Origin of the sequence: Thioalkalivibrio thiocyanodenitrificans ARhD 1 (assembly GCF_000378965.1) — a bacterium.
Taxonomy (GTDB): Bacteria; Pseudomonadota; Gammaproteobacteria; order Ectothiorhodospirales; family Ectothiorhodospiraceae; genus Thioalkalivibrio_A; species Thioalkalivibrio_A thiocyanodenitrificans.
The window spans coordinates 291,384-316,728 of record NZ_KB900536.1 but is presented as its reverse complement, the minus strand read 5'-3'; the positions used below and the strand labels follow the sequence as shown (position 1 = coordinate 316,728).

At 65.0% G+C, this 25,345-nt stretch carries 19 protein-coding genes and 1 tRNA gene; 11 read left to right on the top strand and 9 right to left on the bottom strand.

The window, feature by feature from the left end:
- Positions 1 to 127: 127 nt before the first annotated feature.
- The 6 genes from THITHI_RS0101360 (at position 128) to THITHI_RS0101335 (ending at position 8,264) form a co-directional block, all read left to right on the top strand.
- Positions 128 to 1,426 (top strand): citrate synthase, encoded by a 1,299-nt coding sequence (locus THITHI_RS0101360; protein WP_018231270.1) that lies wholly within the window; start codon positions 128 to 130, stop codon positions 1,424 to 1,426.
- A 52-nt stretch (positions 1,427 to 1,478) separates the two neighbouring features.
- A complete protein-coding gene (locus tag THITHI_RS0101355) occupies positions 1,479 to 1,682 on the top strand; it encodes a YgaP family membrane protein (protein WP_018231269.1) in 204 nt (67 codons plus the stop codon).
- 76 nt (positions 1,683 to 1,758) lie between these two features.
- Positions 1,759 to 2,463, top strand: a complete 705-nt coding sequence (locus THITHI_RS0101350; RefSeq protein WP_018231268.1) for an MBL fold metallo-hydrolase — start codon at positions 1,759 to 1,761, stop codon at positions 2,461 to 2,463.
- 267 nt (positions 2,464 to 2,730) lie between these two features.
- Complete coding sequence (locus THITHI_RS0101345) at positions 2,731 to 3,651, top strand: phosphate/phosphite/phosphonate ABC transporter substrate-binding protein (protein ID WP_018231267.1); 921 nt, start codon at positions 2,731 to 2,733, stop codon at positions 3,649 to 3,651.
- 3 nt (positions 3,652 to 3,654) lie between these two features.
- Complete coding sequence (locus THITHI_RS0101340) at positions 3,655 to 6,435, top strand: bifunctional diguanylate cyclase/phosphodiesterase (RefSeq protein WP_018231266.1); 2,781 nt, start codon at positions 3,655 to 3,657, stop codon at positions 6,433 to 6,435.
- 293 nt (positions 6,436 to 6,728) lie between these two features.
- Positions 6,729 to 8,264 carry a TRIC cation channel family protein gene (locus tag THITHI_RS0101335; RefSeq protein WP_198005560.1) on the top strand — a complete coding sequence of 512 codons (1,536 nt, stop codon included), beginning with the start codon at positions 6,729 to 6,731 and terminating at the stop codon, positions 8,262 to 8,264.
- Between the two features lie 135 nt (positions 8,265 to 8,399).
- Here the strand turns inward: THITHI_RS0101335 and THITHI_RS0101330 are convergent, their stop codons facing one another.
- Positions 8,400 to 9,233, bottom strand: coding sequence for an IclR family transcriptional regulator (locus tag THITHI_RS0101330; RefSeq protein WP_018231264.1), 834 nt, complete (start codon positions 9,231 to 9,233; stop codon positions 8,400 to 8,402).
- A 214-nt stretch (positions 9,234 to 9,447) separates the two neighbouring features.
- Positions 9,448 to 11,097 carry a GMC family oxidoreductase gene (locus THITHI_RS0101325; protein ID WP_018231263.1) on the bottom strand — a complete coding sequence of 550 codons (1,650 nt, stop codon included), beginning with the start codon at positions 11,095 to 11,097 and terminating at the stop codon, positions 9,448 to 9,450.
- A gap of 405 nt (positions 11,098 to 11,502) precedes the next feature.
- On the opposite strand from THITHI_RS0101325, the gene THITHI_RS0101320 reads away from it, so the two are divergent.
- The 3 genes from THITHI_RS0101320 (at position 11,503) to THITHI_RS0101310 (ending at position 14,808) form a co-directional block, all read left to right on the top strand.
- A complete protein-coding gene (locus THITHI_RS0101320; RefSeq protein ID WP_018231262.1) occupies positions 11,503 to 12,732 on the top strand; it encodes a TRAP transporter substrate-binding protein in 1,230 nt (409 codons plus the stop codon).
- A 258-nt stretch (positions 12,733 to 12,990) separates the two neighbouring features.
- Positions 12,991 to 13,503 (top strand): TRAP transporter small permease, encoded by a 513-nt coding sequence (locus THITHI_RS0101315; RefSeq protein WP_026185951.1) that lies wholly within the window; start codon positions 12,991 to 12,993, stop codon positions 13,501 to 13,503.
- Positions 13,504 to 13,518: 15 nt separating this feature from the next.
- The gene (locus tag THITHI_RS0101310) at positions 13,519 to 14,808 is read left to right on the top strand and encodes a TRAP transporter large permease (RefSeq protein WP_018231260.1); all 1,290 of its coding nucleotides are present in this window, start codon (positions 13,519 to 13,521) and stop codon (positions 14,806 to 14,808) included.
- A gap of 75 nt (positions 14,809 to 14,883) precedes the next feature.
- Here THITHI_RS0101310 and THITHI_RS0101305 read toward each other — a convergent pair.
- Positions 14,884 to 14,960 (bottom strand) — tRNA-Arg (locus tag THITHI_RS0101305).
- Between the two features lie 217 nt (positions 14,961 to 15,177).
- On the opposite strand from THITHI_RS0101305, the gene THITHI_RS0101300 reads away from it, so the two are divergent.
- Both THITHI_RS0101300 and THITHI_RS0101295 read left to right on the top strand, forming a co-directional pair.
- Entirely contained in the window at positions 15,178 to 15,654 is a 477-nt protein-coding gene (locus THITHI_RS0101300; RefSeq protein ID WP_018231259.1) for a c-type cytochrome, read from the top strand.
- A 7-nt stretch (positions 15,655 to 15,661) separates the two neighbouring features.
- Positions 15,662 to 16,570 (top strand): cytochrome c, encoded by a 909-nt coding sequence (locus THITHI_RS0101295; RefSeq protein ID WP_018231258.1) that lies wholly within the window; start codon positions 15,662 to 15,664, stop codon positions 16,568 to 16,570.
- A gap of 376 nt (positions 16,571 to 16,946) precedes the next feature.
- Here the strand turns inward: THITHI_RS0101295 and THITHI_RS0101290 are convergent, their stop codons facing one another.
- From THITHI_RS0101290 to THITHI_RS0101265, 6 genes are all read right to left on the bottom strand, one after another.
- Positions 16,947 to 17,783 (bottom strand): hypothetical protein, encoded by an 837-nt coding sequence (locus THITHI_RS0101290; RefSeq protein WP_018231257.1) that lies wholly within the window; start codon positions 17,781 to 17,783, stop codon positions 16,947 to 16,949.
- 61 nt (positions 17,784 to 17,844) lie between these two features.
- Positions 17,845 to 18,774, bottom strand: coding sequence for a DUF3426 domain-containing protein (locus THITHI_RS0101285; RefSeq protein WP_026185950.1), 930 nt, complete (start codon positions 18,772 to 18,774; stop codon positions 17,845 to 17,847).
- A gap of 54 nt (positions 18,775 to 18,828) precedes the next feature.
- A complete protein-coding gene (locus tag THITHI_RS0101280; RefSeq protein WP_026185949.1) occupies positions 18,829 to 19,281 on the bottom strand; it encodes a hypothetical protein in 453 nt (150 codons plus the stop codon).
- A 185-nt stretch (positions 19,282 to 19,466) separates the two neighbouring features.
- Positions 19,467 to 21,902: a hypothetical protein gene (locus THITHI_RS20505; protein ID WP_156820444.1), complete on the bottom strand. Its 2,436-nt coding sequence runs from the start codon at positions 21,900 to 21,902 to the stop codon at positions 19,467 to 19,469.
- 660 nt (positions 21,903 to 22,562) lie between these two features.
- Positions 22,563 to 23,507, bottom strand: a complete 945-nt coding sequence (locus THITHI_RS0101270; RefSeq protein WP_018231256.1) for an aldo/keto reductase — start codon at positions 23,505 to 23,507, stop codon at positions 22,563 to 22,565.
- A 6-nt stretch (positions 23,508 to 23,513) separates the two neighbouring features.
- Complete coding sequence (locus THITHI_RS0101265; protein ID WP_018231255.1) at positions 23,514 to 24,857, bottom strand: NTP/NDP exchange transporter; 1,344 nt, start codon at positions 24,855 to 24,857, stop codon at positions 23,514 to 23,516.
- Between the last annotated feature and the right edge of the window lie 488 nt (positions 24,858 to 25,345).

Sequence of the window (25,345 nt, the reverse complement as noted above, 5' to 3'; positions counted from 1 at the left end):
GCCCTGAAACCGCGGCCCGGGCCGCGAACCCACAGCCGCACCGTGGGCGCCGACGAAGGCCGGCCCATGTGGTGTAATATACGTTTTGCCCGACCGGATTCGACCCACCGACACGCGAGGACCCCCCATGAAACCCCGTACCGTCACCCTCACCGACAACACCACAGGAAAACAGGTGGAGTTACCCGTTCACGAGGGAGAACACGGTCCGAGCGCCATCGATATCCGGACCCTGTACAAGGAACTGGGCTACTTCACCTACGACCCCGGTTTCATGTCCACCGCCAGTTGTTCAAGCGCCATCACCTACATCGACGGCGACAAGGGGGTGCTCATGTACCGCGGCTATCCCATCGAGGAGCTGGCCGAACACAGCACCTACCTGGAGACCTGCCACCTGCTGATCTACGGGGAACTGCCGGATTCCGATCAGCTGAGCCGTTTTTCGCGGATCATCAAGGAGCATTCCATGCTCCATGAGGCCATCCGCCGCTTCTACGGCGGGTTCCGCCATGACGCCCACCCCATGGCCATCATGGTCGGCGTGGTTGGTGCGCTGTCGGCCTTCTACCACGACAACACCGACGTGCATAACCCCAGGGACCGGGAGATCTCCGCCCACCGCCTGATCTCCAAGATGCCCACCATCGCCGCATGGTCCTACAAGTACGCCATGGGCCAGCCCTTTCAGTACCCGGACAACAGCCTCGGCTACACCGAGAACTTCCTGAAGATGATGTACAGCGTACCCACGGAGGAGTATCAGCCGAATCCCACGTTCGTGCGCGCACTGGACCTGATCCTGATCCTGCACGCGGATCACGAACAGAACGCCTCCACCTCCACGGTGCGCCTGTCCGGAAGCTCCGAGGCCAACCCGTTCGCGGCGGTGTCCGCCGGGATCGCTTCCCTCTGGGGGCCGCTGCACGGCGGCGCCAACGAGAAGGTGATCCACATGCTGGACGAGATCGCCGAGAACGGCGGGGGCGTGGATCATTACGTGAAGCGGGCCAAGGACAAGGACGACCCCTTCCGCCTTATGGGTTTCGGCCACCGGGTCTACAAGAACTACGACCCCCGGGCCAAGATCATCCGCGCCATGTGCCATGAACTGCTGGCGGAACTGGGGGCCGAGAATCAGCCCCAGTTCGAGGTGGCCCTGGAACTGGAGCGCATCGCCACCGAGGACGACTACTTCATCGAGCGCAAGCTCTACCCCAACGTGGACTTCTATTCCGGCCTGATCCTTCGGGCCATGGGCATTCCCCTGAACATGTTCACCGTGATCTTCGCCCTGGCCCGCACCGTGGGCTGGATCTCCCATTGGGACGAGATGATGAAGGATCCGGAATCCCGTATCGGACGCCCGCGTCAGCTCTACACCGGAAGCCAGCCCCGCAAGTACGTGCCCATTGAACAACGATGAGCCGGTCTGTATATTAGAGTTTTCTAATAGTTATAAGGAGGCTCGAAAACCAATGACCATCGATCGTTTCGTCATGGCATTTGCCGGCACGGTGATCCTTATCAGCCTGCTGCTGGGCTATTACCACGCCCCGCACTGGCACTGGCTCACCGCCTTCGTGGGTTTCAACCTGCTGCAGTCCGCCTTCACGGGCTTCTGCCCGCTGGCTATCATCCTAAAGAAGTTCGGCGTCACCCCCGGCCAGGCCTTCGGCTGACCGGGCCGGAACGCCGGCACACCACCCGGGCCGGGTCCTCCCGGCCCGGCGCATTGTGACGCCCGGAGGAGTTCCCATGCAGAAAGACGCCCCCTACCGCATCCACGCCCTGGAACTGGGTCCCATGGAAAACTTCGTCTACCTCATCGAGGACCGGGCATCGGGCACCGCCGCCGTGGTGGATCCGGCCTGGGATGTGCCGCAGATCAATGCCCTCGCCGAGCGGCTCGGGGTGCGCATCACCGATATCCTGCTCACCCACAGCCATCACGATCACATCAACGGCATCGGCGAGATCATGGAGGCGCACGACGCCCGCATTCACCTGCTCAAGCCCGAGGCCCGTTTCTGGGGCCAGCAACTGGCGCGCCCCGAACTGCATCACGGCGGCGATCACATTCAGCTCGGCGAGACGGCCATCGAAGTCCTGCACACGCCCGGGCATACCCCGGGATCGGCCTGCTACCGCTTGAACAACGACCTGATCACCGGTGACACCCTGTTTGTGTTCGGCTGCGGGCGCTGCGACCTCAAGGGCGGCGATCCGGAGGAGATGTTCCAGACGCTCAAGCGCATGCGCGAGGGTCTTCCCGCGGACATGGTCATCCACCCGGGCCACAACTACGCCGAGAAACCCACCTCCACCCTGTCCGAACAGATCGAGGGCAACCCCTTCATGTGTTTCCGGGAGGTGGACCGGTTCATCCATTACCGGATGATCGAACACGATCGCATCCGCGACACCCCCTATCGCCCGGAGCCCTGCGATCACGGGCACTGAAGGACGCCGCCCGATCACTCGTCGCCAATAACCGCTTGCCTGTCGGATTGCGCCGGGCCGCCAACGGGCTCCGGGCCGCGACACTGGCATACTTGCGTGACAGGAAAATACAGGACCATCCCTTCATGACCTTGCACCGGAACGCTGCACTCCGGGCACGGGCACGTTCGCGGATGTTCGACAGACGGCGTCGCCGGGTCAGGCGGGGATCCGCACCGCAGCCCTGAGTTGAGGATCGCGGCCATCGCACTAACCCGGAGGACACCGATGCGAGAACGCCAGCAGGAACCCCGGCCATCGGACAACCTCGAGGACCCGGCGCGCCGCGCGGGGACCGGCTTCCCGGGGCTCACGCTCCTCTGCGGCCTCTTGCTCCTCTGCGCACCGGCAGCGGCGGAACAGGCCGACACCAGCGGGCCCCTTCGGTTCGGCCTGCTGCCATTCGCAAGCCCCGTGTCGCTGTTCCAGCGCTTTGCCCCTTTGAGGGATTACCTCGCAGACCGGTTGGGCACATCCTTCGAACTGGAGAGCGCGCGCAGTTTCGCGGTGCATGTGGCGCGAATCGAAGCCGGTGAATATGACCTGGTACTGACGGCCCCGCACTTCGTACTGATCGCCCTCGATTCGGGCCATTATCATCTCATCGCCGGGCACCGGAGCGAACTGTCCGCCGCATTCGTGGTGGCACGCGACGACCAGGCGCTCACCCTGCATGACCTGGCAGAGCGGACAATCGCCACGCCGCCGCCGGAGGCCCTGATCACCATGGTGGGCAAAGAGTACCTGCTCGACTATATGGACCCCTCCGACCGGCTTCCCACATTCGTCGCCTACCCCTCCCACAACGCCGCCATCCACGCCGTGACCAGCGGACTGGCGGGTGCCGCCATTGCCTCCATCAACGCGGCGCGTCACGAGATCAATCAGAATCTCGCCGTGCGCATCCTGGAGGAGTCCGATCGATTCCCGGGTATCGGCGTACTGGCGCACCGCCGGCTCACGGAACGTTTGCGGGACGATATCGCGGATGTTCTGATCACCATGGCCGACCAGGCGGATGGCAGCGATGTGCTCCGGCAGATGGACTACGCGGGCTACCGATCCACCTCGGCGCAGACCTACGAGCCGTTCCGGCCTATCCTTACTGAAACCCGCCGTCACCTGGAAGCACCTCCGGACACGCCCTGAACCATGCGCTTTCGCTTCGCACTGCAACTCATCCTGGGCGCGGCGGCCATTCAGGTGGCCATGGTGATCGTGCTCGTGTGGAGTACCGGCCAGGAGATCCAGAAGAGTCATTCCCAGCTGCTGGCACGCCACATGGAACAGCAGAGCCTGATCATGGCCAGTGCCCTGGTCCCCGGACTGGCGTACAGGGATCCCGCGTTGCTCCAGGAAGTGGTGGAACTTTCGGCGGGTGAACGGGACCTCATGTACGTGGTGGTCATGGACACGAACCAGCGTCACCTGGCGCACCTGGGCGACCCGCCGGACCCGTTGCCTCCCGCCAGCGACCACGTCCGCATCCTGCCCGGACAAGTGCAGATTACCCGGGACATCCACCTGGAAGGTCAGAAGCTAGGGACACTGGGCGTGGCCTACTCGACGGAATCGGTGGACGCGCTCACGACCGTGCTGCGCCAGCGCCACCTGATACTGGGCATCCTTGTGCTCCTGTTGTCCATCCTTGCAGTCATCATCTTCGGCCTTGGGATCACCCGTCGACTCAGACAACTCAAGGAAGGTGCCCAGGCCTTCCAGGAGGGCAATCTGCGGCATCGCATCCCGGATCAGTCCAGCGACGAACTGGGAGAGGTGGCGCACAGCCTCAATGCCCTGGCCACGGAGCTGGACCGATCCCGGTCCAGCCTGGAGCAACAGAACCTCAGGCTGCTCGACTCCGTAGAGCGGCTGCACACCCTGTTGCAGGGGGTGGATGCGATTCTCTGGGAGGCCGTGCCGCGGACCGGGCAATGGCGCTTCATGGGCGGCGACACCCACATCATCCTTGGGATCCCCACCTCCCGCATGTCGGACGCCGGGTCGCGCAGGCGCCTGATCCACCCGGACGATCTCGCCCGCCTGGACGAGGCCTATGATACGGCCAGCGAGATGCCGCACTCGGTGGACTACCGCTTCCGGCACGGCAGCGGCCAATGGATCTGGCTCCGGGACATCGTATCCTCGGCCATGGACACCCAGGGCAACACCGTCCTGCGCGGCCTGACGCTGGACGTGACGGTGCAACGCAAGGCCGGGGCCGCGCTGGCGGAGAGTGAAGCCCGCTACCGCGAAGTCCTGACCCATATCTCCGAGGTGATCTTCCGCACCGATGCGCAGGGCCGCTGGACACTGCTCAATCCCGCCTGGGAGGAACTGACCGGATTCACCGTGGAGGAATCTCTCGGCCGGCCCGTGGCCGACTTCATCCATGTCGATGACAGACCGCGGATCGCAGCCTTCTGTGCGCCACTGATCCAGGGCGACAGAGTCTCCGACCGTGACGAGATTCGTGTCGCGACCCGGGACGGCGGATTTCGCTGGGTAAGTATCTACACGCGGGCCGCCCGGGACGCCAGCCTCAATGTCGCCGCGACCTTCGGAACACTCAGCGATATCACCGAACGCAAGCAGGCGGAAGAAGAGATCCGGCGGCTCGCCTTCTACGACACACTCACCGCCCTGCCCAACCGCAGCCTGCTCCACGACCGCCTCAAGCAGGCCATGGCCGTCGCGCACCGCAATCACGGGCATGGGGCCGTACTGTTCATCGACCTGGACAACTTCAAGGACATCAACGACACGCTGGGTCACGAGATCGGGGACACCGTCCTCCGCGATGTGGCCTCCCGAATGCAGGACATCATCCGTGAGGCAGACACCCTCGCGCGCCTGGGCGGAGACGAGTTCGTTGTGGTCCTGAACGACCTGCACGCGGACCCGCAACGGGCCGCATCCCAGGCCGAATCCGTCGGACGCAAGCTGATCCGGTTGATGGCGGCGCCTTTCCACATCGGGGAACGGGAGCACCACTGCACCCCCAGCATCGGAATCACCCTGTTCGGACAGGAGAACACCACCGTGGACGAACTGCTGCGCCAGGCCGATCTCGCCATGTACCGCGCCAAGGCGGCGGGCCGCAACACGCTGAGCTTCTTCGCCCCCGAGATGCACCGGGCGGCCGAAGAGCGTTCGGCGCTCGAGGCCGCATTCCGCAAGGCTGTCCGAGACGGGCAGTTCTTCCTTCACTACCAGCCCTTCGTGGACGATCAGGGCAGTGCCCGCGGCGCGGAGGTGCTGCTTCGCTGGCATCATCCCGAGCGCGGCCTGGTTCCGCCCATGGAGTTCATCCCGGTGGCGGAACAGACCGGCCTGATCATGGAACTGGGGCACTGGGTGCTGGAATCCGCCTGCACGCGTCTCACCGAATGGGCAGGCGACGAACGGTACGCGGATCTCGTCCTGGCCGTGAATGTCAGCGCTTACCAGTTCCGCCACCCGGATTTCTACAACGAACTCACACGGGTACTTGAGCAAACCGGTGCGCCCGCCGGGCGTCTGACGCTTGAACTGACGGAAAGCCTGCTGCTGGAGGATACGGAAGCCGCCATGAAGCGCATGAACGCCATCCGCGCCCTGGGCGTCACCTTTGCCCTGGACGACTTCGGCACAGGCTATTCATCCCTTTCGTATCTCAAGCGCCTGCCCCTGTCCAAGCTGAAGATCGACCGCAGCTTCGTACGGGACGTACTGCTCGATCCCAACGACGCCGCCATCGCGGAAATGATCATCACCCTTTCCCGCACGCTCGGGCTGGAGGTCATTGCGGAAGGCGTCGAGACGCGGGAACAGCTGGAGTTCCTGAGATCCCGGGGCTGCCGATTCTTCCAGGGCTACCTGTTCGGCCATCCGGGCCCGATGGAGACCCTGGAGGATATCGTCGCCTCCGGGCGTACCGGCACGAACGACTGATACCCGGCCCTTCCGGCGTTCAATCCATCGGTATCGGGGCCGTTCGCCCAAGGGGCTGGGCTCATGCAGGAACGGCCCTGCATTGCGGGACCCCGGCCCACAGATGAACAACCTGCCGAGAGATCAGAGTTAGCGGGCTCCCGGGCATTCCGGGTCGAATCTCACACCAAACCTTGACGTATCGACACGCGGGACAGGACACTCCGTCGAGCTGACCCTGTTTGCCCATCCATGTACTTTTCAGCGAGAAGCACATGAGGTCCTGGTTCCATACCGCCGGCAGGACGCATCTCATGGTGCTGCTTGCGCTGACTGCGTACATCCTATTGGCCCCGATGGTGTCTGCGTCCGCCGGTTCCGGCGAGTCCGCGCGCATGGTTGACGAGGAGGGACGTCATTTGCCGGTTCTGCGCGGTGGATGGTATCTCTGGGATCCTTACCAGTACAACGAGCTGCGCAACGGTACTTCTGTACTGACCGGGCTCGACGTCGAGCTTACCCGAACCATTGCCCGGGCTGCCGGATTTGCGGTGGACTACAGCTACCGGCCCTGGCACGAGCATATTGCGCAGCTGCGCGATGGCCACGCAGAACTGGCTTCCGGTGCGACATGGACTGCTGATCGTGCCGAGTTCGTGCGCTATTCAAGACCCTACCGGCAGGAAACCAATGTGCTGTACCTGCCGCGTGGCGAGGCATCGCACTACCCGTTCGATGATATCCAGGGCATGTTGCGCACATTTCGCGACACCGGCATGCGCCTCGGCGTGATCTCCGGCTTTGCCTATGCAGACCCGGCGGTGAATGCCTACATCGTGGATCCGGAGAATGCGCGATACATCGTGTATGCCGAGAACGATTACGAGAATTTTCGCAATCTGATGGACGACCGGATCGACGGATTTCTGGCTGACAGGCTGGTGGCCAGCACGTCGGCCTGGCGAGGCGGCTGGCGCGAGCTGGTCGACGAGCATCCGTTCCGTTTCTCGGTGGATATCCACTTCATGTTCAGCAAGGAGACGGTCGATCCGGAAACCGTAGCGCGTTTCAATGAGGCGATCCTCGCGCATGAAGAGACGGGCGAAACACGCCGCATCATCAGCAGTTATCTGTTCCCGCTCTTTCTGGCACAGACGCTCGACAGCCGCTGGTTCAGCGTGTTCGACATCATCGGCACAGTCGCCTTTGCCATCTCCGGAATTCTGATTGCCATACGCGAACGTTACAGCCTCCTTGGCGCACTTGTATTGGCGGCGTTGCCTGCGGTGGGCGGCGGTGCGTTACGCGACCTGCTTGTCGGTCGCGAGCCCATTGCCGTACTGGCCTCACCGCTATACCTGAGCCTGGTCGGCGCAACGGTTCTGTTTGGATTTCTGATGATCCGCGCAGTCCGGATCCTGCGTCAGCGCGACTGGCTTCGGATACGCATCGAGGCACTTGGCCGTCATGGTCTGATCGGCAACCTTTACCAGGTCTCCGACGCCGTCGGCATCGCCGCATTTACCGTGACGGGGGTCGCTGTCGCGGTCACGGCACGCACCGAGCCATTGTGGTTGTGGGCGCCGTTGCTGGCCATGATCACCGCCGCGGGCGGCGGCATCCTGAGAGACCTGGTGCGCCAATCGGGAAGCATCGCTAGCCTCAAGGGCGAGTTCTACGCCGAAGTGCCCCTGATCTGGGGCCTGCTGCTGTCGCTTTACCTGACCTGGCAGACCCCGATACTCGAAATGGACCACTTGGTGATGGCCGTCATCGTCACGATGGCCGGCGCTTTCCTGACGCGCATGACGGCTGTCATGCTTCGCATGCGCAGCCCGGCGTTCGCATGACAGCCGCAGTGACGCCCCGAACGCACGGGAGGGATGTCGAAACTGTCTGACGGGGCATGCCTTCGGCCTCACGCGGCAGGCAGGGTCTGACCATACGGCTCAGCCGGCGTGACGCTCGGAGGTGCGCACCGACGCTCACCGCCGCCTGGCAGAGCCCTGTTCGACGGCTGCCTCACCGTCGAACAGGGATGCCAGGGAGGCCGCGGCGAGCCGCAGGGCCGGCACATGCCGGCGCAGCTCCTGCAACGGTTTACGCACCGTCGGTGCGTGCGCTGCGACCGTGGCACAGATATGGCCGCTCGCATCGTAGACCGGCACGGCAACCGCCACCATACCGGTGATGAATTCCTCGTTATCCGTGCTCAGACCCTCGGCGGCAATGCGCTGCAGCTCGTCTTCCAGCAGCCCGGGATCGGTCAGGGAATGGTCCGTGTATGCCTTCAGGGGCGCCGCCGTGATCAGGCGGCCCCGGTCGCGCTGCGACATGTGCGCAAGGAACAGCTTGCCGCTGGCCGTACAGTGCAGGGGAAGCCGCGAACCCGGAGGCAGCTGGACGCGCACCGGCCAGTTGGTTTCCACGCGATCGAAATAGACCGTCTGGTTGCCGTCAAGCACCGTGATATTGCAGGTCTCGCCGAGCTGGTCGGAAAGCGACTGAAGAATCGCGTGTCGGGGCGCAGCCACCGAGGAGTGCGCAAGCACCCGCAAGGCGAGCTTGCGCAACCGGTGACCGGGCGCATAGCGACGTCCGTCCGGCTCACGTTGCAGCAGGCCCTGCTGTTCAAGCTGCTGGGCCAGCCGGTGCACGGTCGGTTTGGGCAACCTGAGCAGATCCACGAGATCCGCCCCGGTGAGCGGCCGCTCTGCCTCCACCACCTGCTCGAGCAGACTGAAGGCACGCGTGAGCGTGGAGCCCGTATGGCCCCGATTTGCACCCTTGGGGGGCACAGTGTCAGGTTTGCGTTTCATCAAGTCAGTTCTCTCCCGTGATCCGGCATTCTAGCCGAGCGCGCTCTCCGGCGGCACACGCCATGGCGCAGCTCGCAGACTGCCGAAACAGCGTCGGGCGCATGCCGGGAAAGAGGCAAAGCGGCGGGAATGCGATCTGTGCATGTGAGGACAGACGCAGTCAAGCCGCTCCGCACCACAGCATGAGGCCGCCCGGCAGTTTCCCAACCGCCTGTTACGGGCCCGCTTCACTTCCGGCACCGGCGGCTGTCTCACCCCGGCGAGCGTCCTCGAGGATCATATCGGAGGCCTTCTCCGCGATCATGATGACCGGCGCATTGGTATTGCCCGAGGTAATCTCCGGCATGACGGCCGCATCCACGACCCGCAGTCCTTCGACACCGTGGACCCGCAGGCGTGCATCCACCACCGCATGCCCATCCACCCCCATCTTACAGGTTCCCGCCGGGTGATAGATCGTCTGGCTGAAGCGGCGCGCGGCCTCGAGCAGTTCCTCGTCGCTCTGGAACTCTGCGCCCGGCACATATTCCTCCAGGATGTGGGGGGCAAGCGAAGGCGCAGCCGCGATCCGCCGGGCCACCTTGATCCCGCCGACCGTCACCCGCTGATCCAGTTCCGACGAGAGATAATTGGGCTGGATTGAGGGGTATTGCAGCGGATCCGGCGAGACGATCCGAACCTGCCCGCGGCTCTCGGGACGAAGCTGACAGACCGACGCAGTGAACGCCGAGAAGGGATGCGGCCCTTCCCCGGGCTTGTCGGCGCTGAGCGGCTGCATGTGGAACTGGATGTCGGGGCGCTCGACGGAGGGATTCGAGCGCGTGAAGATACAGACCTGGCTGGCCGCGAGGGTCATCGGACCCGTGCGGAACAGCCCGTACTGGAGGCCGACCCATGCCCGCTTGATCAGGCTGTTGACCTCATCGTTCATGGTGGGCAGACCGGTCTTGAACACCAGTCTGACCTGCAGATGATCCTGCAGGTTGCTTCCCACGCCCGGCAGGTGGTGCACAACCGGGATGCCGAGTTCCTGCAGATGTTTGCCGTCACCGATGCCGGAGCATTGGAGAATCTGCGGTGAACCGATCGCCCCCGCGGCAAGAATGACCTCCGCGCGCGCATATGCACGCCGCAGGACGCCATCTCCCTGTTGGTACTCGACACCCGTTGCGCGCGGACCATCGAGCAACAACCGGCGCATATGCGCGCGCAGTTCGACATGCAGGTTCGGACGCTTGCGCGCGGGCTTCAGGAAGGCCTTGGCGGCGCTGATGCGCATGCCCCTGTAGGCGGTCTGCTGAAAGTAACCGACGCCTTCCTGCTCCTCCCCGTTGAAGTCGTCATTGGGCGGTATACCGATCTCCTCGGCGCCCTTGATGAACCGCTCGGCGATCTCCCGACGCAGGCGCAGGTCCGAGACGCGCAACGGACCGCCCACCCCGTGATACCTGTTTGCGCCCCGGCACTGGTCTTCGGAGCGGATGAAGTAGGGCAGCAGATCCTCGTAGCCCCAGCCGGGATTGCCGAGATCCCGCCATCGGTCATAGTCCTCCCGATGACCGCGAATGTAGAGCAGACCGTTGAGCGAACTGGACCCCCCCAACACCTTGCCGCGCGGCCACTGGAGGCGCCGATCGGCGATACCCGGGTCAGGATCCGTGAGGTAACACCAGTCCGTCTTCGGATTGTGCATGGTCTTGAAATAGCCGACCGGAATATGGATCCAGGGGCTGGTGTCGTTGCCCCCCGCTTCCAGCAGCAGCACGCGGTTGCCGGGGTCGGCCGAAAGCCGGTTTGCCAGCACGCAGCCGGCCGAGCCGGCCCCGACGATGATGTAGTCGTACGCACCCTCTGTGTTCCCCATGACAAACCTCGCCTGAATTTTCGTGCATGCCCGACCTCGGCAACACCGCGCCTTCATTCAGCCGCACGCCCCACCCCGGTCGGCCTCCCGGCACAGACGGACTCTGAGGGCTGCGGAGAGCGCCTCTTATGCCGATCCACAGGCCCTTGGCGATGGGACCCTATGTCTCACTCCCGCCCACAAATCTTGGCATATGGAAATCATATAGCACAAGAATGAGACATTTTGTCTCATTTTGTACTTGACATCCCTCGGATGTCGTCAATACTGAAACTGATCGGCTCCAGCTTCCCACCCGCACCGGGCCCCGGCCGGGGGCGGCGTGGAAAGAGGAAAACGAGCGGGGCGGCGCGAATCGCACGGCCCGCAGATGAAGCAGCAGACCAGAGGTGAGGAGGGGGAAAGATGAATGACGAGACGCTGAAGGGCATCTCGCGCCGGGATTTTCTCAAGGTTTCGGCGCGTTACGGCCTGACATCCACACTGATTGCGGCGGCCGGCATGGGCGGCATGGTGACCCTGCCCCAACTGGCCAAAGCCGCCGAGCACACGCAACGGCAACGCAACGCAACCAAACCGAAGATTGAACTCAAGTTCGGCGCTTCCGGCTTCAACGAGCGCAACCTCGATATCCAGAAATCCGGACAGCTGTTCTTCGTCAAGGACCTGGAGGATCGCACCGACGGGGCGGTCCGTATCGAGTTCATCGGCAGCAACCAGATCTGCGGCCAGCTCGACTGCGCCCGCAAGACCCAGCAGGGCATTATCCAGGTGTACTCGGCCTCCACCCAGAACTCCGCGGGCGCCGCACCGTACATGAACGTGCTGGACTATGCCTACATGTTCCCGACGCGGGCTTCCCAGTATCACTTCTTCTATGATCCGCGCAGCGAAGAGCTGTTCCGGGCACCCCTGCGCAGTCGCCACAATATCCACTTCCTGTTCACCCACTGCGAACTGCGCGGCATCATGCTGGGCCAGCGCTGGCGCGACCGGCCGCTGGTAACCAGCGTCGAGGACATTGCCGGCACGCGCAATCGCGTGACGGGAACACAGCTCGGACGCATCGCCATGCAGCTGCTCGACCTCAACCCCATGCCCATCGCCTGGGAAGAGACCCTCGACGGGCTGCGCCAGGGGTTGATCGACGGCGCCGAGACATGGATGGGTGCGGTTGCCTACGCCGGCATGACGCCGGTCATCTCCCAGGCCGTGGATCTTCGCTTCTTCTGCGGCACGGAACACACCGCCATGGACGCCCGGGTGTTCGATCGCATGGATTCCGACATCCAGGATCAGGTCATGGAGTCCGCCTATACCGCGCAGATCTATACCCAGGGCATGCATGAGGGCGCGCTGCATACCGTCGTCGGGGCAAGCAATCCGCCGCGCCCGGGTACGCTGTTTGCCGAACACAACGTGCGGGTGGCAGAGCTCTCCGACGCGGAGCTGCGCAAGGCCGAGGAGATGTGTTCGCCGGAATTCAACCCCGGCCCGTGGGAGCAATGGCGCGAGCGGCTCAACCAGTGGTCCGGCGGTCATGATACCTACAAGGAGATCCACACCATCGCCCGGGAGATCCCCAGGGACATGGCGGCGGTCAACGTACCTCCGCGACGCTGGTGGAAGAGCTGATTTCCAGAACCACACCGGCAGGGTGCCTCTGACTTCCAGCCAAGGGAGCAATACCGTTCCACCCGCGGCCGCGGGATCCGGGGCTCACCGGGTTCCGCGGCCGCGGCGCAAGGGACGGCAGCTCCCGTTTGGCCATCACGGACACCCGCCGCGGATCCTCTCCTGAGCGTACGGTAAGCCTCCATGTCCGCGAACGATCATCCGCCGGGGCCGCCGCCCGCCGGCTCCGACCCAGCCGGCAAGAGGCGCGGCCTTCCCATGCGCACGCTGTATTGGCTGGACCGCAACATCGAGAAGATCATCATCCTGATCGCCTACTCCTTCATGGCGGGCATCATCTGCGTGGAGGTGGTGCGTCGCTTTCTGTTCAACGTACAGGCGCCCTGGAGCACGAGCATTCCGATCCTGCTGTTCCTCTGGCTGGCATGGTTCGGCGCTTCCTACAACGTGCGCAGGCGCACGCACCTGAGCCTCGACGAGATACGCATTCGCCTGCCCTATTCCCTGCAGTTCGGCTGCCACGTGCTGGATGCCATGCTCTGGATCGGCTTCGCGATCATCGTGATCTATTTTGCCAGCCAGCAGGTCGTCCTTGCCCACCAGAACTTCGCGATCGTCCCCGGCACCGACAACATGATGCAGTGGTGGTTCTATCTGGCCACGCCGCTCGCGTGGTCCCTGATCATCGTGCGCGCCCTGCAGAACCTGTACGAGGACTGGCGAACCTTCCGGACAGGGCGCCCCTTCGACCAACCCACTCTGCTCGACTGAGCGCGGAGCACGAAGATGAGTGACGGACAACTGATACTGCTGGTGACCCTCGGCGTGACGTTCCTGTTCATCATCGGCGTGCCGGTCTTCCTCGTGATCGGCTTCTGGATCATCGGCGTGAGCCTGATCATCGATTTCACCCTGTTCAATCTGGGTTCGACGCTGTTCGAGGGCCTGTCCTTCTACGGCCTGCTTGCCCTGCCCCTGTTCATACTCACCGGGGACCTGATCAACGCCGGAGGCATCGCCAAACGTCTGGCCGATTTCGCCTATTCGGTGCTCGGCTGGCTGCGTGGCGGCCTGGGCATGGCGACCATCGGAGCCTGCGGCCTGTTCGCGGCCATCTCCGGCTCGAACGCGGGCACCACGGCCACCATCGGTTCCATCATGCACCCGGAGATGGTGGAGAACGGCTACGACAAGCGCTTTGCAGCGTCCACCGCCGCTGCCGGCGGCACGGTAGGCATCATCATCCCGCCCAGCATCATCTTCATCGTCTACGGCTTCCTGATGAACCTTTCCATCAGCGACCTGTTCATCGGCGGCATGCTGCCCGGGATTCTGATGGTGGTGATGATGATGCTCGCCTGCTTCCTTGTGGCGCGCCGGTACAAGTGGGGCACCGTGATCCGCTTCAATGCGGTCACTTCGCTGCGCATGGGTCTGCGGGCCTACCTGGGTTTTGTCGCAATCGCACTGGTGCTCTATGGCATCTATTCCGGCCTGTTCTCCCCCACCGAGGCCGCCGGCATCACGGTCGGCTTCTGCCTGCTCGCCGGCGTGCTCGTCACCCGGGAGATCCGCCTGCGCAAGCTGCCGGATATCCTCATGCGCTCGGGACAGATCACCGGCATCCTGGCACCGCTGATCGCAGTCTCCGTGGTCATGCAGCAGGTGCTGTCACTGCTCGGCGCGGCCGAGGTGCTCAATGCCTTTCTGGGCGGACTGGGCGGCTACTACACCGTCCTGCTCGCCTGCATGGCGCTGGTACTGATCGCCGGCATGGTGCTGGAAAGCCTGCCGGTCACGATCATCCTGGCCCCGATCCTGGCCCCGATCGCGGTGTCCATGGGCGTCGATCCCATCCACTTCGCGGTGATCTTTCTGGTCGGCGCGGCCATTGGCTTCATAACCCCGCCGTTCGGCCTGAACCTCTACGTGGCCAGCAGCATCACCGGCATTCCCTACTTCCGGCTCGTGCGCTTCGTGCTGCCCTACCTCGCGGCCCTGATGTTCGCATGGCTGGTTATCGCCTTCTGGCCCGCCCTGACGATGACACTGGTGCAGTACAGCGGGGTACGGTAACGAGCGCGCAGGATCCGGCCGGACCCCTTCAGGACACAAAAAAGGGCCCACCTCAGAGGTGGGCCCTTTCTGGTCTGGCGCGCCCGGAAGGATTCGAACCTCCGACCACCTGGTTCGTAGCCAGGTACTCTATCCAACTGAGCTACGGGCGCTTGAAAGCGGCGAATTATCCTTGGGCGGGCGCCGGGCGTCAAGTGCGGGGCACGGGTGAACCATCGGTCCGGGGTTGAGTCTAGACCTCATGAGTCTAGAATAACCGCAACCGGGCCGCGGACCGGTCTCCCCGCCGGCCCCGTCCGGATAGCTATTTACAATCAATAACTTCTGCGCACGTTACATCCCAAGTCGGCTTGATCAAGGAGGTATGACATGCAGCAACCCGCTTTGTTGGTCCGTGAATTGTGTTTCGGAATTGCCCTGACGCTGGGGCTCGGGCTCGGCGCCGTGACCCAGGTGCATGCGTTCGAGGAAGACGAAATCAAGATCGACTACCGCAAGGGCGCGATGCGGGCCATCGGCGGCAACATGGCCTCCCTGGCGGCGGTGATCGTGGACGGCGCGGAGGACTATCGCGGCAATCTGGCCCTGCACGCCGGGTTCATCGTGGAGATGTCCCGGGACATCCCCTCCCTCTTCCCGGAAGGCACCGATTTCGGCGACACGGATGCCCTGCCGGGTATCTGGGAGAACATGGAGCGTTTCGAACAGCTCTCCACGGAAACCCACAACGCGGCCGTGACACTGCTGGAGGCCATCGAAGGCGGGGACGAGAACCTCGGACCGCGTTTCCGCGAACTGGGCCAGTCCTGCACCGCGTGCCACGACGACTTCCGTCAGAGCAACTGACGGCCTGATGTTGCGTTTCCGCACGTTACCAGGGCGCGGGCTTCGGCCCGCGCTGTTTTTCGGCTGCCTGTTCGCGGCGGCGTCCGTTCTGCACGCCGGACCGGACGAGGAACTCGTCAAGCGGGGCGAGTACAACCTGCGCGCCGCGGGTTGCGTTTCCTGCCACACAGCGAAATCGGACGACGCCCCGTTCCTGGCCGGCGGCCGTGCCATCGACAGCCCGTTCGGCACGTTCTACGGCCCCAACATCACCCCGGATCCGGACACCGGCATCGGCGCCTGGACCGCCGACGACCTGGTACGCGCCCTGCAGCAGGGCCGTGGACCCGACGGCCGCCACTACTACCCGGCCCTGCCCTACACCTCCTACACGCGCATGAAGCGCGAGGACATCGAGGCCATCTGGGCCTATCTCCAGTCAATCGAACCCGTCAGGAAGGAGAATCGGCCCCACGAGCTGGTCTGGTACGCCCGGTTCCGCCCGGGGCTGCGCTTCTGGAACGTGCTGCACCTTCGCCCCGGCGAGTTTCATCCGCGTGAATCCGAATCGGACGAATGGAACCGCGGCGCCTATCTGACCAACGCCATGGCCCACTGCGCCGAGTGCCATACCCCTCGCACCCTTACCGGGGGTCTGGACCCGAGCCGGCTGTTCGCCGGCCAGCGCCTGCCCAATGGCGACGTGATCCCAAACATCACGCCGGACGAGGAAACCGGCATCGGCCGCTGGCGGGGGCGCCACATCGTGCGCTACCTGGACATGGGCATGGATCCGGACGGGGATTTCGCAGGCAGCGACATGGCCGACGTGATAAACGAAGGCACCAGCCACCTCACCGACGACGACCGGCGCGCGATCGCCGTCTACCTGATGTCCCTGGACCCTGTTCGTCACGAACTGCACGAGCAGGACTGATGGACTCCCGGGGGCTGAATTCCTTCCGAAAGAAAAGGGGCTCCACGTGACACCCCTGTACCAGGGCTACCGCTCCTCTCGCCGAAGCAGTGCCAGATGCGTAAACCCACCAGATTGTTCACAGGCGAGCTTGGAGACGTAGGGCGGATAAGCAAAGCGCATCCGCCATGCCTCAGCCCGGTAGGCGGGATGCGGCTGCGCCCTATCCGGACCGTAAGCAGGCTGTGTACACACCCACGCATTGTAGGAGCCCGGTCCCCCGGGCGATCGATCCATCGGTGCGGGGGGCCGTTCGCCCGGAGGACCGGGCTCCTACGCGAGAAGGCCCCTGCATCGCGGCAACCCTCCAGATGAACAACCTGGTGAGAAGGCGCCGCTAGAAAGGCATCGTCACGGCCATGAACCCGGTTCGGCCGACACCCACGTTCTCACCCGCATAAGTGGTCGAGACGCCGCCCACCACGGACATGGTGTTGGGAAGCCGGTAGCTCGCCATAAGCTGCGCATCGTGACGCGTGTAGCTGGGTCCGGCGGTCAGCACGTCACCGTTCTCATCATCGTTGCCGATGCCGAAGGTGTTGGCGGAGCGTGCAATGACCGACCATGCGCCTCCCGGCGTCCAGCCGATGAATGCATTGATCGACAGTTCATCGTCGGGCCCCTCGAAACGCTTGCGGAACCCCATTTCACTGTTGTAGAAAATCCGCCCCCCTCCCACCGGGCGACGGTTTCCGTACATGAACTTGATCTCAGCATCCACCTGGTCGCGTCCCAGCGCGGCGGCGTGATCCTCATCCGGGTTGATCGGGACCTTGACGGTCCCCTGAACCGAGAAGGCCGCCTGATCCCGGCTCCACAAACGCTGCCGGGCGATCAGATCGGTCTCCGCAAGTCCGGAGTTGGTGGCCGTTCCGTTTCCCGTGTCGACACTGACCCGCCTGTACTTCGGCTGTATGCCGGCGGTGAAGGAATCGGTGACCCCGTACTCGATGAGCGGGCTGAACTCCACCATCCTGAAACGCAGCCGGTCCACGCGATTGCCGCTGTCATCGAAGGCCTTGTCGGCCACTGTGTAGGACACCGGCGCGAGCACCAGGAGGCTCCCCTGCGGCCGCGTCCATGCCGCGCCGAGCACCACCTGCGGCAGCAGACCCAGACACAGCACACCCGCGCTGCAGATCATCGTTTTTCTTGATACAGGCTTGAAGGCCATGAGGTTGTTCTCCTTGGATTGGTTTTAGGGAAGACTGCACGCTGCAGATGCCGCGCCCGGATCAGCTCGCGCCGCCCAACGAGAACGTGACGTGCACGTTCCTCGTCGTGGGGGGCGGATCCGGTATCTCGCTGCGGAAGCGCGTGGAAGTGCCGGGATCGAGTTCTGCCGACACGGGATCGAACCGCCATGTCTTGAGCACCTCGCCCTCGGTGGAACGCAGTTGCGCCTCGAGCGTGGGCACCCTGCGCTTGCGCTCGGAGGTATTGACCACCACGCCCTGAACGATGAGCTTCTGCTGCCCAAGAGCCTCGCGCATCTCCGGGTCGACCAGATGGATCCTCAGCCACCGGGACGCCAGCGCCTGCTCCTGCTCGGAACACGGGCGATAGCGAACCGTGGCGCCAAGATAGCGATCCACGCAGTGGGCGGCGGAGTACTGCCGCCTGTCCACGGAATTCCAGTCAATGCCGAGCCGGGCACTGAGTGTGTTGGACCTGGTGCGAAGCTGCAGCGAGTAGAGGCCCCGCCCCAGTCTGTCCTCTGGGATCACGCGCACGGTCTGCGCATCGGAGTCATAGGTTTCCACTCTGAACGGCACCCGCAGTTCATCGACGTCTGCCACCGCCCAGGTGCTGCCTTCCACGGGAACGATGTCGCCCTCATGAGTGATCTCGCTTCTCACCCATGCCACCCGGCGCAGATGAATCATCTCCCGGAGCGCGTCCCCCGCGCCCTGCAGGTCGGGATGCCGCACCACCAGTTCCGTACCCGGTGAGAGATTGGAGCGCGTCTCCCAGGTCTGCATCTCCCATTCCCGGTCTCCGTCCAGACGCTGCAGCTCACCCGCATGCGCTGCGTAGAGACCGGTATCACCGGGAGCGGCATCCCTGCTGCCGCCAAGGCCGATCCATGAGCACCCCGACACGCTCACCACGAGCAGGGTCGTCGCGACCCCGCGCAACAATCGGTCCGCATTTGTGTACATCATTCTTGCGGCTCTCCTCTGACTGAAGTTGCTGAAACAAGCCGGACCGGGCGAGCATCACTCGCCCCCTCGATCTCCCGCCCTCGCGCTTGCACTGGATTCGGCCTCGGCCCGGCAATCGCCGCTTTCGTCATATGCCGCGTCCCGATCCGAGTCGTAGACGTGTTCGTCCCCGGACCTCGCCTCGGCGGTCGATGAGGACTCCGCCCGGCAACCGCCCTTCCCGGAACCGTCCGCGGAAGACGACGCGCCCGCCTTGGCACTGGCGCTGGCGCTGGCACTCGAACTTGCACTTGCACTTGCGCTGGCCGTGGCGCTGGCGCTGGCCCGGGCGCCGGTATCCGACTTGCCGGCGCGCAGCGTGTCTCGGGATGTTTCCTGACTGCTCATCGTGGTCCCTCCTTCGACGTGTTCATCCGCCGTGGCCGACAGCGTGAGCGCCCACAGCCCGGGCACTGCCAGCATGGTGAACATGGCTGCGATGATGAATATGGATATGCGTTCAAACATGGTCACTCCTCGAAACGGGTTGCGATTGATCAGTTGCCCGAGTGTCCTGTCCACTCGACCGTCGCCACCGGCCTTGCCGGTTCGTGAGTCTTGCGCCGGTAGAATGGGAATGACCGGGTGGCCGGCGCGTGAGCAGCGGCCACCCGGTCATGTCCTTCCCTGGACGGGTCATCCAGCGATGTGCATCACTGAATGGAGGCAGTCGCCTCTTCGGGCTCGGAGACATCCGGCTCGACGATCGCCACACGCGCGGCGGCTTCGGCCTGGGCCTGGGCCAGGAGTGCGGCTTCCACGGCAGCCTCGGCAGCAGCCTCGGCTTCAGCCGTACCCTCGCTGGTCGCGATCGAGTGGGCTTCAGCCGCGGCCTGCGCCGCGGCCTCGGCGGCCATCTCGGCACGCGCCGTCGCTTCGGCAACGGCCTCGGCGGTTGCTGCAGTCTCGGCATCGACCGCAGCCTCGGCGGCCGCACTCGCATAAGCCTCGGCATCACCAACCGCCTTGGCCATGGACCTGGCCATCGCAGTCGAGGAAGTATTCCCCGGCGTGTTGAAGGACTGGGCCTTGGCCAAGGAATGCGCCACGGCATTGCCCTCACCGGGCGCGTTGGCCACGCTGTGGCTGCGGGCGAGTGTCATGGTCATGTGCGGCGTCTCCACCGTCCTGGACCAGGAGCTCGAGTGCGCGGTTACAAAGCCATCGGCTGCATCACTGGCCACCTGCGCCTGGCTCGCGGCCTCGGCAGCCGCCTCGGCGGCCGACTGGGCCTCCGCGGAGCCGTCAATGCTCGCAGCCTCGGCAGCCGCTTCCGCCGCAGCCTGGGCCTCAACCGCAGCCTCACCGGCCTGCGTGACACTGGCCTGGGCCTCGGCCGCGGAGCTCGCCTGGGCCGCCGACTGGGCCGCCTCGGCGGCATTGGCGGCGGCGGAGGCAGCGGCCTCGACCGAAGTGGACACCGCGGCACTCACCGAGCCGTCGGCGGCAATGCCGAACGCGGCGGCAGCAGCGGAAGACGCGGCGGTCGCGGCCTGGTTGACACCGGACCCGTCGATGGAACCGGCCTGGGCCATGCCCATGGACTCGGCAAGCGCGATACCACCGCTCTCATTGCTGGCGGCAGACGCACCGGCACCGGCCTGGGACGAGCTGCTCGCAATGCCGCTATCACCGATCTCGGCCGTGGCGCCCACCTCGGTGGTCGCACCGGCCTCGGCGCCGATACCGCCACTCTCGGCGCCGGAAGCGCCGGTGGCCGAAGCGGAGGTGGTCGCGGTACCAATGTCGGCGTTCACGTCGGCACTGGCACCACTGGTCGCCGAGCCGCTGACCACGCCCTCGGGGCTGGTCTGCACGCTGGCGGAGGCCTGGGCGCTGGCGCTGGCCGACACGGGTTCGCCGGACTCGCTGGCGCCGAAGGCACTGCCCTCAGCGGCGGCACCCAACGTGGTGCCGCTGCTCACGCCATCGGACGCGCCGCCATCGACACCGGCGGTGGCGCCACCGTCGACCGTTGCATCCGCACCACCGTCGCCCGCGGCAATGCCGTCCGCACCGGCGGTAGTGTCGGTCGTGCCGCCCGAAGCGGCTCCGGCATCGGCAGACGCGCTGCTCTCGACGCTGGCACCGCCTTCGGCACCCGTGTCGATGGAGCTGGAGGCACTGGCGGAAGCATCCGCCTCGGCAGAGGCACCCGATGAATCGATGCTGGCCCCGGCACTGCCGGACGCATCGGCGGACGGGCTGCCGCCATCGGCACTGGAGGTCGCGCCGGCTGAGGCATCCACGCTGGCGGACGCACCATCGTCACCGGAGGTGGCGCTGGCAGAGCTGTCGGCACTGGCAGAAGCACTACCACCGTCGGAACTGGAAGTGGCGCTGGCCGAACTCTCGGCACTGGCGGACGCACCATCATCACCGGAGGTGGCGCTGGCAGAGCTGTCGGCACTGGCAGAAGCACTGCCGCCGTCGGAGCTGGAAGTGGCGCTGGCCGAACTCTCGGCGCTGGCGGACGCACTGCCGTCATCAACGGACGTGGCGCCCGCAGACGCATCGGCACCGGCGGAGGCCTCAGCCCCGTCGGTCGCGGCATCCGCACCGGCCGACGCTTCGGCACCGGCAGAGGCATCCGCACCGTCGGTGGCGGCATCCGCACCCGAAGTGGCATCGGCACCCGCGGCAGCGTCAGTGCCATCGGTGGCCGCCTCGGCCCCCGTAGCAGCATCGGCACCCGCGGCAGCATCCGCCCCATCGGTGGCGGCATCCGCGCCATCAGTAGCAACATTGGCACCGGAAGCGGCGTCCGCACCGGTTGCGGCGTTGGCGCCCTCTGCGGCGTCAGCCGCTGTCCCGGCATTGGCGCCGGAGGCAGCCTCGGCACCGGTCGCGGCATTGGCACCGGCAGCGGCGTCAGCCGCTGTCCCGGCGTTGGCACCGGAAGCAGCCTCGGCACCGGTGGCGGCGTTTGCACCGGCATCCAGACCGGCCGCCTGCGCCAGCACGATGTGCGAGGCATGCAAGTGCGTGCGATCCTGGGTGAACTCGGCGACGCCTTGTCCGCCGGCCAGGATCAGGGCCAACGCACTCGTGGCGCCGATCAATGGTCGTCTGAACTGTTTGTTCAACATGATTTCCCTCCTTAACGAGTTTTCTCTGCAAGTGACTCGATGTTTTCGCAGAGTCTTCGCGGGTTCATGTCCGTCCGTGTGACAATCACTCACCGCATACCGTGACCACGCCTCGCCATCCCCGGCGAGCGCCTTCGCACTTCCGTGCATGACCAGGCGAGGTGCGAACTTCTCCGCTGTCAGATCCGTTGACGCGTCACGGCCATGGAGGAGCAATATCGATGCCATCGTCTGTCAACGATGGAAATGTCATTTCAACTGATTGTTTATGTTGCGAAATTTAAGAGAGCGCCTCTGCGGGCGCACCGCAACATGAACCGACGCCGTGTCGCCTCCCGGGTACAGGCCCCGCGTGAAAACCGCATGATGCCGTGGCGCCTGGCTGTCACCCAGTGACAACAGGGGGGCACGGAACCCACCTAAGCGACTCTTGGGAAAAGATTTTTCTGTGTTGCTTCCCAGCAACACACGAGGCATCCGGGTCCCGGCCCGCACGAAAACCCTGCCGCAACGCAAAGGACCCCGATTGATTCGGGGCCCTTTGACTGACGACAGACTGGAGCGGTTGGCCGACGCGGAACCGCCGGCTCACCGTGCCTCAACAGCCGGGCATGGACCCGGCCGGGCCGATGCCGGCGGACCGTCCGGGAGACCCGGCGGTCACAGGCTCTCGATATGCGCCACCATCCGGCGGAGGGCATCGGCGTCCGGAAGACGCCCGTACGCCGCACCCATGTTATCGATCATGTGGCGCGCGCGGCTGGTGGCCGGCGTCGCGGCGGTCACCGCGGGGTGCGCCAGCACAAACTTGAGGAAGAACTGCCCCCACGACCGGGCATCGAACTCGGCGGCCCACCCGGGCACCTCATGCCCGCGCACGCGCTCCCACAGCCTTGTGCGACCGAACGGCGCATAGACCAGCACGCCGATGCCGCGATCCCGCGCGAGGGTAAGGATCGTGTCCTCCTTGTCGCGGTTGTCGATGGCGTAGTCGGTGCCGATGAAATCGATCGGCTCGCGGCGCATCACCTCCATCAGCTCCGGATACTGGTGCGGGAACGTGGTGGTGACGCCGATATACCGCACACGCCCCTCCTCTTTCAGTTCCTTGAGCATGCCCAGCTGGGTCGGCACGTCACCCATGTTGTGCACCTGGATCAGGTCGATGACCTCCGTGTTCAGGTGGAAGAACGAACTCTCCAGCTGGGCGCGCGCCGCCTCCGGATCCGCGCGCCCGCCATTACGCCCGGCCACATTCACCTTGGTGGCCCAGAAGACCTTGTCGGTGATGCCCAGCGCACGCGCGATGTCGCCGGCCACCTCCTCGGAGGCGCCATAGGAAGGCGCGGTGTCGAAGATCGCCCCACCGTGTTCAAGCATGGCGGACATCACCTCGCGCAGCGCCGACACATCCTCGCTCCGGGCCACCTGAGCGAAGGTGGCCGAGCTGCCCAGGCCCACCACCGGCACACGTTCGCCGGTGGAGGGGATGACCCGCGTGATCAGATTCCCGCGAGCGGACCCTGCCTGCAGGAGCCCAGCGGGCAGCCCCAGTGCGGCGCCGGCGGCCAGTGTGAGCTTGAGCACTTGGCGGCGTGTGGTCATGGTCTTCTATCTCCTCTGTTCCAGTGGTTCGAGCCCCGGGACGAGCGCCCCCTGATCCGCATGGCCCGCGCGCCGCTGCTGCGCCCGGCCCAGCCAGAAACCGAGCGCCGCCCAGGCGAGTGCCAGCGGCACGGCGACGCTGGCCAGTGCCGCCAGACCCATACCGAGGCGCCCCAGAAGGCCCTCGGTCTGCGCGCCGACCACATCCCCGCCCCGGTAGACGAAGGTGTCGATGAAGGCCTTCGACTTGTACTTGTCCTCGCGGCTGACAACGGTGTAGAGCGTCTCGCGCGCGGGGCGCATGATGGCGCGCTGCACGGCGCGGAATGTCGCCTCGAACACGATCAGCGCCGCCAGCGAACCGACGATCGCCAGCCCGATGAAGCCCAGCGCCACCGTGACGGGCAGCAGGGCCAGCGTCACGTGCACGCCGAGGCGTTTCATCAGGTGACCTGCGACGATCCCCTGCAGCAGCAGGGTGGCCACCTGGGTGATCAGGTCGATGCGCGCGAACCAGGTCGTGCGCAGATCCAGATCGTCGCCCAGCGCGGCCACCATCTGCAGGCGGGTGAAATAGATGAAGGTCGCCATGATCGCAAGGATCACCACGTAGGCGGCGATGCCCAGCAGGTAGCGTGACCGGAACACCGCGCGAAAGCCCTCCCAGGCACTGCCCCCGATGATGGCGTGCTCGCTGACCACGGGCGGGGCCTCGGGGTCCGCAGGATCCACCTCCCGGGGCTGCTCCGGCTGAAGGCGGGCCACCATCCAGGCGGCGGCCAGTGCCAGCATCAGAAACCCGGCCGACACCAGCAGCAGCGCGGGCGTGCCGATGGGCCGCACCAGCACCGATGCCAGCCACGGCCCGAAGATGGCGCCGCAGGTGCCGCCCACGGCGATCATGCCGAAGAAGCGCTTGCCCTGCTCCAGGGAGAAGCGGTCCGCCATGAGCGCCCAGAACACCATGGTGACGAACAGGTTGAATACGCTGAACCAGACGTAGAACACCTGTCCGCTGGTGACACCCACCGCCTCGGGTGTAAGCACCATCAGCAGGTAGAAGCCCAGCAGGCTCAGGGCAAAGAAGACATAGGTGAGAGAGATGAAGTGCAGGCGCCGGAAGCGGCTGACCAGCAGGCCGAACACCGGGTTCACCAGCAGCGTGATGACCGCCGTGCCAATGAACAGCCAGCGCACCGCCTCGATACCGCGCTGCAGGCCGAGCGCGTCGCGCGCGGGCCGCAGCAGCATCAATGCCGTCAGGATGCAGAAAAAGAACAGCGCCGCGAACAGCACCGGCACCAGTTCGTCGCGGCGCACGTTGAAGATACGCTGGAAGATCGCGGTCATGGTGGATCAGTGTACCTTACCCCTCGTGCGGTGCCATTCACTCCGTCGGAAGGCGAAAGCGGCGAACAAAGGGCCGGTCGGGGACGCCGATGTTGGCCGGCGGGGAATTCTCTCCGGGGTGCCCCATGGATGTCGGGGTTCCCGCACCCCAGGATCCGCTCCGCCGTCATCGCTGCGCGAGACCGGGCATACCGACGCGATCCAAGTCCCTCCCGAATGTCCGTGAATAGCACGGGCACCTCCGTCGCGCCCGACCGAACCTTGCATCGGAATCCACGGAGGGGATCCGGGAGACGGCTATACTCACACGAGCGTTCATCCGTCGCCGTGGAATGCATCGGTGCCCCGCAACAGCCACGACCGGAACCCGCCCGATGCGTCGAACATCCTGCCGGCTCCGGACAACCCGTGCCGCGTCCAACGCACTCGTTGCCGACGCAGGGGCGGATCGCGCCTCGCGTGGGATGCATCTCACGCCTGCAGGCCAT

What these genes read in the sequence shown, in the direction of transcription:
- THITHI_RS0101325 (WP_018231263.1), bottom strand. Translation starts at nt 11,097, where the DNA reads ATGGGGAACACAGAGGGTGCGTACGACTACATCATCGTCGGGGCCGGC.
- THITHI_RS0101355 (WP_018231269.1), top strand. Translation starts at nt 1,479, where the DNA reads ATGACCATCGATCGTTTCGTCATGGCATTTGCCGGCACGGTGATCCTT.
- THITHI_RS0101265 (WP_018231255.1), bottom strand. Translation starts at nt 24,857, where the DNA reads ATGACCGCGATCTTCCAGCGTATCTTCAACGTGCGCCGCGACGAACTG.
- THITHI_RS0101360 (WP_018231270.1), top strand. Translation starts at nt 128, where the DNA reads ATGAAACCCCGTACCGTCACCCTCACCGACAACACCACAGGAAAACAG.
- THITHI_RS0101345 (WP_018231267.1), top strand. Translation starts at nt 2,731, where the DNA reads ATGCGAGAACGCCAGCAGGAACCCCGGCCATCGGACAACCTCGAGGAC.
- THITHI_RS0101315 (WP_026185951.1), top strand. Translation starts at nt 12,991, where the DNA reads ATGCGCACGCTGTATTGGCTGGACCGCAACATCGAGAAGATCATCATC.
- THITHI_RS0101300 (WP_018231259.1), top strand. Translation starts at nt 15,178, where the DNA reads ATGCAGCAACCCGCTTTGTTGGTCCGTGAATTGTGTTTCGGAATTGCC.
- THITHI_RS0101320 (WP_018231262.1), top strand. Translation starts at nt 11,503, where the DNA reads ATGAATGACGAGACGCTGAAGGGCATCTCGCGCCGGGATTTTCTCAAG.
- THITHI_RS0101310 (WP_018231260.1), top strand. Translation starts at nt 13,519, where the DNA reads ATGAGTGACGGACAACTGATACTGCTGGTGACCCTCGGCGTGACGTTC.
- THITHI_RS0101295 (WP_018231258.1), top strand. Translation starts at nt 15,662, where the DNA reads ATGTTGCGTTTCCGCACGTTACCAGGGCGCGGGCTTCGGCCCGCGCTG.
- THITHI_RS0101350 (WP_018231268.1), top strand. Translation starts at nt 1,759, where the DNA reads ATGCAGAAAGACGCCCCCTACCGCATCCACGCCCTGGAACTGGGTCCC.
- THITHI_RS0101285 (WP_026185950.1), bottom strand. Translation starts at nt 18,774, where the DNA reads ATGATGTACACAAATGCGGACCGATTGTTGCGCGGGGTCGCGACGACC.
- THITHI_RS0101280 (WP_026185949.1), bottom strand. Translation starts at nt 19,281, where the DNA reads ATGTTTGAACGCATATCCATATTCATCATCGCAGCCATGTTCACCATG.
- THITHI_RS20505 (WP_156820444.1), bottom strand. Translation starts at nt 21,902, where the DNA reads ATGTTGAACAAACAGTTCAGACGACCATTGATCGGCGCCACGAGTGCG.
- THITHI_RS0101270 (WP_018231256.1), bottom strand. Translation starts at nt 23,507, where the DNA reads ATGACCACACGCCGCCAAGTGCTCAAGCTCACACTGGCCGCCGGCGCC.
- THITHI_RS0101335 (WP_198005560.1), top strand. Translation starts at nt 6,729, where the DNA reads ATGGTGCTGCTTGCGCTGACTGCGTACATCCTATTGGCCCCGATGGTG.
- THITHI_RS0101340 (WP_018231266.1), top strand. Translation starts at nt 3,655, where the DNA reads ATGCGCTTTCGCTTCGCACTGCAACTCATCCTGGGCGCGGCGGCCATT.
- THITHI_RS0101330 (WP_018231264.1), bottom strand. Translation starts at nt 9,233, where the DNA reads ATGAAACGCAAACCTGACACTGTGCCCCCCAAGGGTGCAAATCGGGGC.
- THITHI_RS0101290 (WP_018231257.1), bottom strand. Translation starts at nt 17,783, where the DNA reads ATGGCCTTCAAGCCTGTATCAAGAAAAACGATGATCTGCAGCGCGGGT.